The sequence below is a fragment of the Gardnerella washingtoni genome, from assembly GCF_049262705.1.
Lineage (GTDB): Bacteria > Actinomycetota > Actinomycetes > Actinomycetales > Bifidobacteriaceae > Bifidobacterium > Bifidobacterium vaginale_D.
In genome coordinates, this window is record NZ_CP058398.1 from 525,981 (window position 1) to 541,868 (window position 15,888).

Sequence of the window (15,888 nt, forward strand, 5' to 3'; positions counted from 1 at the left end):
GGCAGTAGTTACGGAACGTGGGTGAGTAGTCAACAGTGAACGCCAACATCGTTGAAGAACATTCTTCGCAACTTGAGAATGAGAAAGGAACGTTGTTGGTCGTTGATGGCCATTCTCTTGCGTTCCGTGCTTTTTTTGCAATTTCTGCAGATAATTTTTCTACATCCTCTGGGCAAGCAACGAATTCTGTTTGGGGCTTTATCACTATGCTTTCGCAAGTGGTAAAAAAAGAGCATCCTGATCGTTTAGCTATTGCTTTTGATGTTAAAGGCGGTACTTTTAGAAATACTATGTTGCCGCAATATAAGGGTACGCGTGATGCTGCTCCTCAAGAGTTGCTTTCGCAGCTTCCACTTATTCAGCAAATGCTTCGTGCTCTTGGCGTTACGTATATTGAGAAGCCTGGTTATGAGGGAGATGATGTTATCGGCACTTTAGCAACTATGGGTGCTAATGCTGGGTACCGCACTTTGGTGCTTTCAGGTGATCGTGACGCATTTCAACTTATCGATGAGCATATTACAGTGTTGTATCCAGGGCAGCATTTTAAAGATTTAAAAGCAATGGATGCAGCAGCAGTTTTTGAAAAGTATCGTGTTACACCACAACAGTATCCTGATTTAGCTGCATTGAGAGGGGAAACAGCTGATAACATCCCGGGTGTCCCAGGCGTCGGTGACGGGTATGCTGCTAAGTGGATTAATCAATTTGGTAGTTTAGAAGATATTATTGCTCATGCTGACGAAATTACTGGTAAAAAAGGTGAGGCGTTACGTGAACATATTGATCAAGTTCGTTTGAATCGAAAAGTTAATGCTTTAGTTCGTGATTTAGATCTTGGCGTAAACATTGACGATTTAAGCTTTGGTGAAGTTAATGCTCAACAACTAGGTGTCTTGCTATCTCAACTTGAATTTGGTGAATTAAAAAAGCGTAAAATTCTTAAAACATTTAGTCGTGGAACGCGGCAGTCTATTGAAAATGCTATGCGTATTATGCTTTCTGCTACTCATGAGAATGCTGAAAATTATGATGCTGTACAACAAAATAACCAATTGAGTAATGATGCTGAAGATTTTCAAACAACTTTAGAAAGTATACACATGCATCATGTGCGAACAGTAGAAGATTGGCTTGAATGGAGACGTTGCGTAAGTTCTTATTTACTAGAAACAACACAACACGATGTAAAAGATTCTAAGAAAGCATCAAGCAATGTTGACTCTGAGAATTATATAAATAATTCACGTCAATGTGCTGATTGCATAGAAAAAAATAATGAGTTAGTGCTATACGCGCATGAGGCTGGGCATCAATCTAAACATCATTTTGGTTTGCAAGCTGATTGCGTAATAATGCTTGTTAATAATCATGCTGCATTAGTATATGCGGTAGATTTACTGTCTGAAGAATCAATCTTACAGAATTTATTGCGTGAGTTTTTGCAGCAATATGCTTCTAACATAGTTTTGCATGATTATAAGAAACATTTGGGTTTATTAGAGTCTCTGAAATTGCTTGATGCAAAGAGTGAACGTAATGTCATGCCGCTACTTGATACGCGTTTAGCATCCTACTTGTTAGAGCCTGATTTTCGCGCAGAAACACTTGAAATGATGGCAGAACACTATTTAGATATTCCAAGTAGTGAAGAAAATGCGAGTAATGAAGAAGCTAAGCAAGGTGAGCTTGAACTCCTGCTCGACGATCTTGTAACTTCTTCTGAAAAGCAAGTGGCTGTAGAAGAAACGCAACGCAATGAAACAAGAATGTTAAGGAACGTGGCGATTACGCGTCTTTTAGCTCAACAATTTGCTCCAATTTTGGATGCGAGAAAGCAAACAGGCTTAATGGTTGATTTAGAAATGCCTATTTCTCGCGTTTTGCGTGCATTAGAAGATGTTGGCGCTGCGGTTGATATGCAACGTTTAAATGGTATGCTACGCCAATTCTCTTCAGACGCTGAGTTTGCACAAAATATGGCTTGGCAAGTGGCAGGTAAGCATATTAATTTGCAAAGCCCTAAGCAACTGCAGGAAATAATTTTTGAACATTTTGGTCTTAAGCCAACACGTCGCACGAAAAATGGCTCATATACTACTAATGCTGAAGCTTTACAAGCAATGTATGCAAAATTGGATCCTGAAGAACCTGCAAGTCAGTTTTTGGGTGCACTGTTGAAGCATCGTGAAACAAATAAGTTAAAACAGATTGTACAAAGTTTGATTGATGCAGCTCATTATGATGATCAGCGTATCCATACTACTTTTGAACAAACAATTGCAGCAACAGGTCGTTTAAGTTCTGCAGATCCAAATTTGCAAAACATTCCTAACCGCAATGCTGCAGGTCGTGAAATTCGTGCCGCTTTTATTCCAGGAGCAGGCTTTGAATCTTTAATGAGCTGCGATTATTCGCAGGTTGAACTGCGTATTATGGCTCACGCTTCGCATGATAAGACACTTATTAAAGCATTTTGTTCGGGTGCTGATTTTCATAAATATGTAGCTAGTTTGGTGTATCAAATTCCTGTAGAGCAAGTCAGTAATGATCAGCGATCACACGTAAAAGCAATGAGCTACGGTTTAGCATATGGTTTAAGTACTTATGGTTTAGCTAAGCAGCTTTCGATTTCTCCGGCTGCAGCTGAAGTGTTAAAACGAAAATATTTTGATACATTTGGTAACGTGCACGATTATTTGGAATCTTTGGTTTTTGAAGCTAAAAAGCTTGGCTATACGGAAACTATGTTTGGTCGGCGTCGATATTTTCCACAACTTGTTTCAAATAATCGTGTTGCGCGTGAAGCTGCAGAGCGTGGTGCTTTAAACGCTCCAATTCAAGGAACTGCAGCAGATATTATGAAACTTGCTATGCTTCGTGTTGATCATGGGTTGCGTGAAGCTCGATTGATGAGTCGTGTAATTTTACAAATTCATGATGAATTGATTTTAGAAATTGCGCATGGTGAACAGGAAGAAGTGGAAAATATAGTACGTCAAGCCATGGAGCATGCTGTTCATTTAGATGTTCCACTTAATGTGTCAACTGGTGTTGGCGCTGATTGGCAACTGGCTGCCCATTAATCTACGAGCAAGGAATCGTATGACAAGATTATATGAAGCAGTACAAGCTTTAGAAAAGCTGTATCCTCTTGAATATGCTGAAGATTGGGATGCTCCAGGTCTTATTGTTGGTGATTTATTAGCACCTGTTCGACGTATTGTGTGTGTTTGTGATCCTAAGCTAAGTACAGTGACTCATGCAATAGACATGGGTGCTGATTTATTGGTTACGCATCACCCATTATTCTTCAAGGCAGTGCATGATGTATCCGGTAGAGGAGTGCGTGGTGAAATTGTGCAGCGTTTGATGACTCATCACTGTGGTTTGTGGGTTGGGCATACTAATGCTGATGTTGCGTGGCGCGGTGTTGCCCATGCTGCTGCGGATGCTTTTGGTTTGCGTAATCTTCGTCCTCTAGTTTCAACTGGTCAAAGTGATAGTGCTCAGCATCCTGTTGGCTTGGGTCGTGTTGGAGCATTAGATACATCAATGTCTTTACGTGATTTTTCACAACGTGTATTCGATGTTCTTCCTCGCACACAACTTGGAATACAAGTCGCTGGTAATCTGGATGCTTTAGTGAAAACAGTAGCAGTTTTACCTGGATCTGGGGATAGCTTATTTGATGCTGTTCGAGAGTCTCAAGCGGATGTATATGTTACAAGTGATTTACGCCATCATCCCGCTACAGATGCTTTTGAGCAAGCATTATATGAATCGCAATTACGCAGCAAGATTAATCCTGATTGTGAGAAAAAAGTTTATCCAATGCTTATTAACACTCCTCACAGTGCTATTGAATCATTATGGTTTAACTATGCTATAAGTGATATTGCACATGCAGTTACTCAAATTTCTGGTGAACTTCCTGAAGTTACTTGGCTACCTGATTCCTGTGATCCATGGAATTATGTGATTAATTAAATTGTCAAAGAAACTATAAATTTTAAGCTTTTTTCAAATATCAGCAACATAGCGTGAAAACTGAGCAAATATATGAGATACTTATAAGTATGCATATAAGACCAGGTTCCATGTATCCGCTTGGTGCCAATTATGATGGTGCCGGCGTGAATTTTGCGCTGTTTTCCGAAGTTGCAAGGCGCGTTGAATTATGCTTGTTTGATGAAAACGATCATGAAACACGTATTGACATGACTGAACAGAACTCATACGTTTGGCATAACTATGTGTCAGGAATTCAGCCTGGTCAGCGTTATGGTTACCGTGTTCATGGCCCTTATGATCCATCTCACGGCTTGTGGTGTAACCCGCACAAATTGTTGCTAGATCCGTATGCGAAAGCAATAGAAGGCAATATTGACGGTGATGAAAGCTTATTCTCGTATTGGTTTGCTAATCCGGATGATATTTCTGCAATGAATACTTTAGATTCTGCAGCTCACACAATGAAAGCTGCTGTTATTAACCCATATTTTGATTGGGGTAATGATCAGCATCCTATGATTCCATATCATGATTCTGTTATCTACGAAGCGCATGTTCGTGGCATGACTAATCTCGATAAACGTGTTCCTGCAGATATTCGCGGCACTTACGCTGGTCTTGCGCATCCAAGCGTTATCTCCTATTTAAAAAAGCTTGGTGTTACAGCAATTGAGCTTATGCCAATCCATCAGTTTGTAAACGATTCATTCTTGCAAAATAAGGGATTGAGTAATTATTGGGGCTACAATACCATCGGTTTCTTCGCTCCACAAAATTCTTACTCAAGTTCTGGTCAGCGTGGTGAGCAAGTTAATGAGTTTAAGTCAATGGTGAAGGCGTACCATGCAGCTGGTATGGAAGTTATTCTTGATGTAGTTTATAACCACACGGCCGAAGGTAACGATAGGGGACCAACGTTAAGTTTCCGTGGTATTGACAATCGTGCCTACTATCGTCTTGTAGACAATGATCAGCGTCATTATTTTGACACTACTGGCACTGGTAATTCACTTCTTATGCGCTCGCCAAAGGCTTTGCGTTTAATTACTGATAGTTTGCGTTATTGGGTGACTGAAATGCACGTTGATGGCTTCCGCTTTGACTTAGCTGCAACGCTTGCTCGTCAATTCCAAGAAGTAGATAAGCTCTCTGCATTCTTTGACATTATTGAGCAAGACCCTATTATCTCTAGCGTAAAGCTTATTGCTGAACCTTGGGATATCGGTGTTGGTGGCTATCAAGTAGGTGGATTCCCTCCAAGCTGGTCTGAATGGAATGGGCGTTATCGTGATTGTGTACGTGATTTTTGGCGTTCACAGCCGTCGACTTTGCCTGAATTTGCAAGTAGGCTTATGGGAAGTTCTGATTTGTATGAGCAGAATGGTCGTAAGCCTGTTGCATCTGTGAATTTCATTACAGCTCATGACGGCTTTACTATGAATGATTTAGTAAGCTATAACGAAAAACATAATGAAGCAAATAAAGAAGGAAATAACGACGGTGCAAACGACAACCGTTCTTGGAATTGTGGCGTAGAAGGTCCTACCAGTATTCACGATGTGAATGAACTGCGAGAGAGGCAAATACGTAACCTGTTCTCAACATTGCTTATGAGTCAGGGTATTCCTATGATTTGCGCAGGCGACGAAGTAATGCGTACGCAGCATGGCAATAATAATGCTTACTGTCAAGATAATCCTATTTCTTGGATGAGCTGGGATTATAACGAAACTCAACGTGATATGTTTGATTTCGTTTCTAAACTTATTCATTTGCGTCTTCATCACCCTGTTTTGCATCGTCGTCGCTTCTTTACTGGACGTTCAAACAATGATGATGTTTGTGATATTCCACAAGTAGAATGGCTTGATCATAACGGAACTGTTATGGACATGGAAGACTGGTCAAATACTCACGCGCTTTCTGTGATGATTTATTTGAATGGTTCTGACATTCCAGAAACAGACTGGTATGGAACAAGAATGATCGATAATGACTTTATTCTTATATTTAACGCTCATTATGAACCAATTACTTTTACATTGCCAGACAAGCGTTATGGTGAAAAGTGGAAGCTGATTGTAGACACCTATAATCCAAAAGGTCCTGAGCTTTTATATGAGGCTGGATTTAATATTGTGGCTCAATCTCGCAGCTTCTTGCTACTTATGAGCGAGCATAAGCCAGAACATTAAATAAGAGTCGAATAAAAATAATTTAATCGCAAATAATTTTATAATTTTATACGATTAAAGCAGCGTAGGAATTTAGTTTCCTGCGCTGCTATTTGCTATAATAGCTTGATTAATTTTTGATTGCATACGATCTGTTTGCATAGCTGCAACCTGTCTTGAAAAAACAATAATCCATCCTAGAAATAGCAGGCAAGATAATGCTTCAACATTAGTAAGAGTATTGTGACCGTGCATCCACTGATTTCCAGCCCAAGCTGTAAGAACAACAGCTAAATCAGAAGCTACATAGAATGTGCGAGAAAGGCGAGGAGCTAACCAAGGCAAACATATAAGCATGGTGCAAATTAATCCAGTTACGCCTCTAGCACACAAGTCATGAAGAAAAGGATGAGGAGTATAACGGAAAGTTCCTATGCCAATAAAAGCAATACCGCCTAAAATAAGCAAAGTAGCCATAATGGTTGTGCGAGTTTTGAAATGATGCGTGCGCTCCTCATTGTTATGTTGTAATATTTCACGCTGAGTTGCAACAAATTCTGTAACAGCAAAGTAGCTCGTTATAATAATGCAAATTCCAGATAGTACAAGCGTTGCGTTAAACATGCTGGCTGCGAATGTGGTGCGATCACCGAGCTGAGAAAAATTATTGTTATACCAATAGGGGTCGTCGGTAGTAAGACCTGCAGTAGCGGCGCCTGAAATAACGAAAAGTGGAAGTAAGGAAGCTACTGTTTTAGCCTCAAGAAGTTCAGCTTGAATGAGTGTTGCGTAACCAACAATTCCGGATAATGCCGAGCATAATACTGGCAAATAATTGTTCATTGCGGCTCTGCCGATAATGCTGTTAATAATAGAAAGTAATGCAAAAGACATAAGAAACATTGTTGCGCCATAAATGATAGAAAGCGCAGTAAGTTCAAATGTATGTTTTGCTATACGAATGAGATGGTGTCCAGTAAATTTTTTATTAGTGCGCAGGTAACCAATAATAAAAGCGCCAATACTGCACAACGCCACAATTCCTGAGGATGTAAGAAAAAGTCTTTGACTAATTTGCCAAAATGCTGGCATAACCAACATGTATGTAGACATAATAACCATTCCGAATGCTGCGCATATAAGAAATGCTATTAACCCCATTGCCTCAGTTCGCTGGAAACGTCCCATAATATTAATTCCTTTATGAATAGAATACTTTCTATTGTAACTGGTGGTGCTCAAGTCAATCATGTTTTGAAAATTGGACACGCTAGGTGTGTCGTAAATTTGCTTTTGTCGGCAAAGTGCGCTATTGTATTTGATTGTGCTTGGAGCTACTAAGTAGTTTGAAAGCCTCGGGGTGTAGCGCAGTTTGGTAGCGCGCCTGCTTTGGGAGCAGGATGTCGCAGGTTCGAATCCTGTCACCCCGACTTTTGAAACCCGGATTGTTTTCCGGGTTTTATTTTTTTCAGCTCGCTTGTGAGACGTTCTGTTGCTCGTTTTCAACGCACTTTTTAATAAAATTGTACAATTGTATTTAAATATTTACTATACAAAAAAGCAGTCTATGTGTACTCTTATAAGCGTAAGTTTGTGCTGCAGCATTGCATTACATTCTTATACTGTGATTATAAATATTTTGACTCGGGAGCCGTTTGGCTGAGAGGAAGCGAAAGCTTCGACCGATTGAACGTGTGCTAAGTAATATTAGCAACGGATGTCGCTCTTTTCCCGTGCCCAAATCTTTCAATATTGAAGAAAGGCACTTTACTATGACTAATGTTTCAATTGAACATTCTAATCGCTGGCGTATTCTAGATATCGTAATTGCTGCTATTATTGCTGTTGCATCTGGCGTATTATTCTGGGCTTGGGATATTGTGTGTGCAGCTCCTACTAATCTTTTTGCAAGCCTGTTGCCTGGTGCTGAAGGTTTATCTAATGGTTTTTGGCTTTTTGCTGGACCTTTAGCTGCAATAATCGTACGTAAGCCTGGTGCTGCATTATTTGCTGAAACGCTTGGTGCGTTTGTAGAACTTATGTTAGGAAATCAGTGGGGCGTTGGCGGATCCTTGATTGTTGGTATCATTCAAGGCATTGGTGCAGAACTTGCCTTCATCTTGTTTATGTACAAGTCATGGAATTTGCTTTCCACTGTAATATCTGGCTCATTGGCAGGCGTAGCTTGCTTTATCTACAATTGGACTAGTGGCGGCCAAGGCTGGAATACTCAGTATATTGTTGCAAATCTCATTACTTCTATTATCTCTGGTTTCATTGTTGCAGGCGTTGTCGTGTGGCTTGTTCAAAAGGCGTTAGCTGCAACGGGTGTGCTTGATCGTTTTGAGTCAGGCCGCCCTCAGGCATTAGTGTGAGTTATATCTGGAATATTTATTGCAATTTATAAACTATCGTGTTTCATGTCAAAATGACAAAAACACGATAGTTTACTCATATGATGCTCTTATTATTGTATTTATTTCATATTTTGATTTTTTTAAATTATGCTATGCAATGAAAGTTTGTTGGTATGCAATTTGTGGATAAAACTGAGTGGACTCCAGCGAGTGTAGTTGCTCAAAACTGGGGTTGGAGGCACGCAACACGCAAAGATTTTGTGTTAAGGAATGTGAATATTGATATTAAGCCTGGTGAGCATGTGCTGCTTTTAGGCGCTTCTGGCGCTGGGAAAAGCACATTTATGGCAGGTTTAGCAGGTGTATTAGGCGATGAAACAGAAGGCATGGAAGAAGGTAGTCTTCTCATCGGTGGTGTTCATGCTAGGGATGCTCGCGGGCAAGTTGGACTTGTTATGCAAGATCCAGATTCTCAAATTATTCTTGAGAGAATAGGTGATGATGTAGCTTTTGGAAGTGAGAATCTTGGAATTGCTACTGAAGAGACTTGGAATCGTGTGCAGCTTTCATTAAAAGCTGTTGGATTAGACGATATTACTCAAGGAAGTCAGGGTCTTAGACGTTCAACACAATCTTTATCGGGAGGTCAAAGGCAACGTCTTGCTTTAGCAGGAGTGCTTGCAATGCACCCTGGATTACTACTTTTAGATGAGCCTACAGCTAATCTCGATCCTGAAGGTGTTCAGCAAGTGCATGATGCAGTAGCGAATATTCTTAAAAAAACAGGTTCTACGATGATTGTAGTTGAACATCATATTGATGTTTGGCTGGATTTGATTGATAGAGTTATTGTTGTTGGGAAAAATGAAGATAATAATAGTGCAAATGCGGGTTGTGTTATCGCAGATGGTAAACCTGAGGAGGTTTTTGCAAAATATGGTGATATGCTTGCAGAAAGTGGTGCTTGGGTTCCAGGAAGAACAGTGAAATCTTTTGCTCCTCAACATTGTGATAGCGTAATGAAGGATATGGAAAAATCTGTTGCACTTTATACCAATGATTGCTCTTTTGGAAGAACTCTACCACTAGCTGAACATGTTAATGTAGCTTTTCGTTTTGGCGAAGTAGCAGCTTTAATGGGGCCTAATGGTGCTGGTAAAACTACGTTAGCGTTAACACTTGCAGGCTTATTAAAACCGATTGACGGCTGCGTATGCATGATGAACAAGTACGTGCCGAAGCGACGAAAGAATAATCTTTTTACGTGGAAAAGTCAAGAATTATTAGGTCGAGTTGGCATGGTGTTTCAAGAGCCAGAACACCAATTTATAACATCATCTGTGAGAGACGAAGTTGCTGTAGGACCTAAAAAGCAAGGAAAAAGCGAAAAGGAATCTTACGATATTGCCGATAACATGCTTGAACGTATGAATTTAAAGCGTTTTGCTCTTGCTAATCCTTATACCTTATCTGGAGGAGAAAAACGTAGACTTTCTGTAGCTACGCTTTTAGCTGCTGCTCCACGTGTTGTCATTATGGATGAGCCTACTTTTGGACAAGATTTTAAAACTTGGACAGCGATGGTGGAACTTATTGCATAAATACGAGATAGTGGCTCAGCAGTGATCGTGGTTACTCATGATGATGAGCTTGTAAAGTCTTTAGATGCCAGAGTAATACGAGTTGAGTATGAAAAAGTCACAGACTCTGCTCATAACTACAATGAAAGGAATGAGTAGAAGTGAATAAAACTAGTAGTGCAGAGGTATCATATAGCAGTATGCAAATTGAGAACTTTGAAAATTTATTAAAAGTTTCACACATTGATGTAACTCCATCTTCTCAACGTTTAGAAAGTGAGCGTCTAGTTTCACCGTCTTGGTTGATTCGTAAGCTCAATCCAATAAGCCGTTTTATTGGAGCGTTATTACTTTGCTTGCCTATGTTTGTTACATTAGATATTGTTTCTGCTTCTATTGCATTCGGTTTAGATATGCTGTTATTGGCAATTGCTGGAGTAACTCCTTGGTATGTTTTACGCCATACGTGGCCAGTTTGGATTGCTGCTTCTGGTAGTTTTATATCGGTGCTTTTATATGGTAAAAGTTCTGGAAGTGAGATATTTCAGTTTGGTTGGATGCATATAAGTCAAGGTTCGTTATATTTGGCAATCTGTACATTTGTTCGCGTTGCTGCTGTAGCGGTTCCAGGTGTGATATTGGCCATTGGATTAGATCCAACTGATTTAGCAGACGGTTTAGTGCAGATTCTGCATTTTTCTCCACGTTTTGTGTACGGAGCATTAGCTGGGTTGAGAATGTTTAGTCTATTACAGAATGATTGGCGTGCTTTTGGTTTAGCTCGTAGGTCTCGTGGTATATCGGATGGTAAAGCGTTACAACGCATGCTTTCGCAGTCTTTTGGTTTGCTTGTGTTATCTATTCGCAGGGGCACTAAACTTGCTACCGCTATGGAAGCTAGAGCTTTTGGAAGTAGTATTAAACGTGTTCCAGCAAGAAAATCGAAGTTAACAGCATACGATTGGATATTTTATGTAATTTGCATTGCTGTTCCTACTATTGCTTTATATGCTTCAATACGAACAGGATATTGGCATAATGCGTTCATTCATATGTAAATTTACTGTAATGAATGGTAATAAAATATCATGTAAAGCGTCTTGAAAATTATGATGCGTACATATTCATAGATAATATTCATAATATGAGTGGAATAATGAATTCTTATAGTTGTGCTGACCCTTGGCAAGCTCCGTTATGCAATACGCCTCTGAATGCAACAGTGAATATTCCAGGAAGTAAATCATTATCTAATCGGTATTTGATTCTTGCAGCACTGTCGAAAAAACCTGTTGTGTTGCAAGGCTTGTTACGTTCTAGGGATACGGAACTAATGATAGAGGCGCTCAAGGTTTTTGGTGTTACCTGCGTATCTCTTCATAATGACGGCACAGTAGTTCGAGTTGAACCAAATGAAGATGGTGTATTTTATGTGACCTCTGATGCAGTTATAAATTGCGGTTTAGCTGGAACTGTAATGCGTTTTGTGGCCGCTTTGACCTTGTTTGCAGATAAGCCAGTACTTTTTGATGGAGATGAGCAAGCGTATGCTCGTCCGATGAAGCCAATTCTTGATGCCTTAGAGCAGCTTGGTGCAAAAGTTACGTACCATGGTGAGGTTGGATTTTTGCCGTATACGATTACTCCGCCTCATTTAGTAGAACTTAAAAATCGCAATGTAGAAAATATTATTCGCATTGATTCTTCTGCTTCTTCACAATTCATTTCAGCATTATTGCTCATTGCTTCACGAATACCTGGAGGATTAAATCTTAATCATGTTGGCAAAACTTTACCGAGTATGCCACATATTTTAATGACAATTGATGATGTGCAAAAAGCTGGTGGCATTGTACAAATGCACAAGCCTAGTAGTTGGACTGTTAGGGAATCGCAATTGGTTTTACCAAATGCTGTAGTTGTTGAGCCGGATTTGTCGAATGCAGCGCCATTTTTAGGTGCAGCTTTGATTTCTGGTGGCACAGTTAGGATTCCAAACTGGCCTAAGAACACAACGCAGCCTGGTGGATTATTGCCAGGAATACTTGAGCAGATGGGTGCTGTTGTTACTTTTAAAGAAAATACTGCAAATAGTGGTTCTGGTACGCTTTCTGTTAGTGCGAATGGTAGTATTCGTGCAATTCCTTCGCTTGATTTAAGTAAAGCAGGTGAGATTGCCCCGAGTATTGCTGCTATTCTCGCGTTTGCAGATGGAATAAGTGAATTGCATGGTATAGCTCATTTAAGGGGTCATGAAACTAATCGTTTGGAAGCGTTAGTTGCTCAATTGCAGCGCGTTGGTATTGGTGCGCAAGAACTTGAGGATGGTATTCGTATTGAACCTCATAGGAATATGCATGGGGAAGTGATGGAAAGTTATGCGGATCACCGCATGGCGACGTTTGCTGCAATGCTTGGATTGCGTATAGAAAATATACGCGTCAAAAACATTGCTACAACTCGCAAAACGATTCCTGATTTTCCAGGTATGTGGGTTAATATGATTTCTCAATGATTTCAATGATTATAAGAAATTCCCGGACAGGTAACCTGCCCGGGAATTTCTTATTTAGATTTGTTTAGCAGCACGGAATAAAATATTTAGTGCTCAAACTTGTTGCCGTAGGTATCCTCTCCAGCTTCAGCAATAGCTGCAGCCTTGCGTGCAATTGCCAACTCTTCATTCGTTGGAATCACAGCAATAATCACAGAGCTGTCTGGAGTGGAAATAATGCGTGGTTCCTTAGAACGAACCAAATTCTTTTCCTTATCGAGCTTAACGCCGAATGGCTCAAGTTTTTCGCATACACGAGCGCGCACGATTTCGTCGTTTTCGCCAACGCCTGCTGTGAAGGTGATTACGTCAACGCCACCCATTTGAGCAGTGTAGTTGCCAATGTAGCTAACAATACGATGTACGTATACGCCGAGAGCAAGCTCAGCGTTCTTGTCACCTTCAGCAATAAGCTTATGAATATCACGCAAATCGCCGTGACCAGTCATACCCATCATGCCAGAACGCTTGTTGAAGAGTGTATCAAGTTCATCCACATTCATATGAGCGTTACGGATCAAGTGGAATACTACCGCTGGGTCAATGTCGCCAGTACGACCGCCCATCATCAAGCCTTCGAGTGGAGTTAAGCCCATGGAAGTTTCAACAGGCTTACCAGAAATCTGAGCAGAAGCAGAAGCGCCATTACCAATGTGCAAAACAATCTGCTTCAAACCTTCTGCAGGCTTACCGACAACTTGTGGAACTACGGAACCAATGTATTCGTGAGAAGTACCATGAGCGCCATAGCGGCGAATATGGTAGCGGTCTGCGATTTCCTTATTCAAAGCATAAGTTGCTGCGACCTGTGGCAAATCATGGAAGAACGAAGAATCGAATACCATAATTTGTGGAACGTCTGGCAAAAGTTCGGTCATGACTTCAGCGCCAACAGCTTCTGGACCATTGTGAAGTGGAGCCAAAACTGCCAAATCTTTCACCTTATTAATTGTTTTCGCGTTGACTAGTGCAGGCTTAGGGAAAGTCAAGCCACCCTGCACAACGCGGTGACCAACGGCCACAATGCCGGATTCAGAAAGCTTTGGACCATATTCCTCAAAGAATCCGAGTACACGCTTCAAACCTTGCTCGTGATCGTGAACTGGCTCATCAAACTCATGCTTTTCGCCATTGAATACGTGCTTGTAGTGACCATCAACTGGTTCACCAATCTTCTCAACGATGCCGGAAGCGATACCTTCACCGCTTTCCAAGTCAACGAGCTGATACTTAATCGAACTGGAACCAGAATTGATAACAAGAACGGTCTTTGCCATGTGGGCATCCTCCATAAAGTACTGATAAGGCCTATAAATTGCCGTATCTCAGTCTACCTTTAAGTTCCTACAATACGGAGAGTTATTTCGCATTGTAGGAACTACTAACAATATGAAGGATGCTTAAACGCTTATTTTGCAATAATTTTCTTAATTTTTTGTATGTTGTAATGTTACTCCTGTTGAGCTTCTAATGCAGTTAAAGCCACAGTATTAATAATGTCTTGTACTAATGCACCGCGAGACAAATCATTAACAGGCTTATTAAGCCCTTGGAGAATAGGACCAACTGCTAATGCTCCGCTGGAACGTTGAACAGCTTTATATGCAATATTTCCAGCGCATAGGTCAGGAAACACAAACACGTTTACATGACCAGCTATTGAGTTGTTTTTTGCCTTTGCTGCAGCGACTGTAGGTGACCATGCTGCATCAAATTGAATAGAACCAACAATTGCTAAATTAGGGGCTTTTTCTTTTACAATGCGAGTTGCTTCTTCTACCATATCGACATCTGGCCCCTTGCCTGATCCAAGTGTAGAGTAGGAGAGCATTCCAACTTTTGGCTCAATACCGAAAGCTTTTGCAGTGTCTGCAGATTGAATAGCAATGTCAGCTAATTGTTCAGCGTTTGGATTTGGATTAATAGCACAATCTGCAAACACGGCTACATGGTCTTTGAAACACATGAGGAAAGCGCCAGAAACCAATTTAGAACCGGGCTTCGTTTTAATTACTTGTAATGCTGGGCGTACAGTATTTGCTGTTGAATTTATAGAACCAGAAACAAGACCATCAGCCTGTCCAAGTACAACAAGCATGGTGCCAAAATAGCTGGCGTCCGCAAGTTGCTCGCGTGCCTGTTTTTCTGTCATGCCTTTTTTGGCTCTTAATTCGCATAATTTGCTAACCATATGGTTAAGCATTGCCTCATCGTGCATAGATTGGAAATTAGCTTTGGTAAGAGAGTTAAGATTTAATTCTTCTGCTCGTGCAAGAATAGTGTCACGTTCTCCAACAATAATAATATTTACAATGTCTCGTTCAAGCAGATAGTCTGCTGCTTTCAAAATACGATCTTCTTCGCCTTCTGGAAGTACGATGGTTTTTTTATTTGCTTTTGCTTTTCCTAGCAGGCTGTATTGGAAAGCGTAGGGAGTTACCGGTTTTTTATGAGGCTGACGAAGAGCGTTTAATATGTCATCTTCACGAACATATTTTTCAAATATTTCTGAAGTATATTCTTCGCTTTCTCCTGAAAATGGAGGTAACACCCATAATGGAGTTTGACTTACTCTTGATTCTTGCTCAATCGAATTTGCATAATTTCTAGATGTATAATCGCGTACTAATTGAGCTCCAAGCATTTCATCACAATTCGTAACAAATACTCCTAGAACTTGCGTGCAAGCTTTCATAATGCATGCGTTTGCAGCATCAATAGTTTGTAATATTTGTTGCGAATTTCTATCTTCTGCGGAAACAACAAGTAGTACAGGCGAAGCTAAATCTGCGGCAATAGTTGCGTCAAAAGTAAATAAGTCTGGGTCATAAATTGGTGTTGCGTCGCTTGCAATTATAACTGAAGCCTGAGCGTTAGTGGTTGCTAATACTTCATGGTATCTTGCAACAATATCTCCTCGGGCTGTTTCTTTATGCGATAAAATTGTTGTAGGAGTTTTTGATATAACTTGTTCTACTGTGGTTGGCGTGTTAGTAATGTGCAGAAGATCGTTAGTAAAATCGTCATTGAGTTGCGCTGAAGGTCGAAAAATAGTAGTGCGGTAATGATTAACTAATGCTTTTGTTACGCCAAGAGCTACAACATTGCGCCCAGCCATATCCTCATTGCCAATAATCGTTACATTGATGTGTGACACGATTGCTCTCCTTTGATACTTTTCGTGTTCCGTTATGCGGTTCATATTATAT

General features: G+C 40.4%; 9 protein-coding genes, 1 tRNA gene and 1 pseudogene. 8 read left to right on the top strand and 3 right to left on the bottom strand.

Going from position 1 to position 15,888, the window contains the following annotated elements; genetic code table 11:
• Nucleotides 1-35: 35 nt before the first annotated feature.
• From polA to glgX, 3 genes are all read left to right on the top strand, one after another.
• Nucleotides 36-3,086, top strand: a complete 3,051-nt coding sequence (gene polA / locus HXT28_RS02000) for a DNA polymerase I (protein WP_422113588.1) — start codon at nt 36-38, stop codon at nt 3,084-3,086.
• Between the two features lie 19 nt (nt 3,087-3,105).
• Nucleotides 3,106-3,990, top strand: a complete 885-nt coding sequence (locus tag HXT28_RS02005) for a Nif3-like dinuclear metal center hexameric protein (protein ID WP_422113589.1) — start codon at nt 3,106-3,108, stop codon at nt 3,988-3,990.
• An 89-nt stretch (nt 3,991-4,079) separates the two neighbouring features.
• Entirely contained in the window at nt 4,080-6,209 is a 2,130-nt protein-coding gene (gene glgX / locus HXT28_RS02010) for a glycogen debranching protein GlgX (protein ID WP_422113590.1), read from the top strand.
• 72 nt (nt 6,210-6,281) lie between these two features.
• On the opposite strand, the gene HXT28_RS02015 is transcribed toward glgX, so the two are convergent.
• The gene (locus HXT28_RS02015; protein WP_422113591.1) at nt 6,282-7,376 is read right to left on the bottom strand and encodes an ABC transporter permease; all 1,095 of its coding nucleotides are present in this window, start codon (nt 7,374-7,376) and stop codon (nt 6,282-6,284) included.
• A gap of 168 nt (nt 7,377-7,544) precedes the next feature.
• On the opposite strand from HXT28_RS02015, the gene HXT28_RS02020 reads away from it, so the two are divergent.
• From HXT28_RS02020 to aroA, 5 genes and pseudogenes are all read left to right on the top strand, one after another.
• Nucleotides 7,545-7,618: transfer RNA gene (locus HXT28_RS02020), tRNA-Pro, on the top strand.
• A 342-nt stretch (nt 7,619-7,960) separates the two neighbouring features.
• A complete protein-coding gene (locus HXT28_RS02025; RefSeq protein WP_016637188.1) occupies nt 7,961-8,563 on the top strand; it encodes an ECF transporter S component in 603 nt (200 codons plus the stop codon).
• Nucleotides 8,564-8,718: 155 nt separating this feature from the next.
• Nucleotides 8,719-10,284: pseudogene (locus HXT28_RS02030) on the top strand (ABC transporter ATP-binding protein).
• Between the two features lie 2 nt (nt 10,285-10,286).
• Complete coding sequence (locus tag HXT28_RS02035) at nt 10,287-11,183, top strand: energy-coupling factor transporter transmembrane component T family protein (RefSeq protein WP_032814186.1); 897 nt, start codon at nt 10,287-10,289, stop codon at nt 11,181-11,183.
• A gap of 98 nt (nt 11,184-11,281) precedes the next feature.
• Nucleotides 11,282-12,640, top strand: coding sequence for a 3-phosphoshikimate 1-carboxyvinyltransferase (gene aroA, locus HXT28_RS02040; protein ID WP_230469601.1), 1,359 nt, complete (start codon nt 11,282-11,284; stop codon nt 12,638-12,640).
• Nucleotides 12,641-12,726: 86 nt separating this feature from the next.
• On the opposite strand, the gene HXT28_RS02045 is transcribed toward aroA, so the two are convergent.
• Together HXT28_RS02045 and pta are read right to left on the bottom strand one after the other, a co-directional pair.
• On the bottom strand, nt 12,727-13,956 hold the full coding sequence (locus HXT28_RS02045; protein ID WP_032814189.1) for an acetate/propionate family kinase: 1,230 nt from the start codon (nt 13,954-13,956) through the stop codon (nt 12,727-12,729).
• A 173-nt stretch (nt 13,957-14,129) separates the two neighbouring features.
• A complete protein-coding gene (gene pta, locus HXT28_RS02050; protein WP_032814192.1) occupies nt 14,130-15,836 on the bottom strand; it encodes a phosphate acetyltransferase in 1,707 nt (568 codons plus the stop codon).
• Between the last annotated feature and the right edge of the window lie 52 nt (nt 15,837-15,888).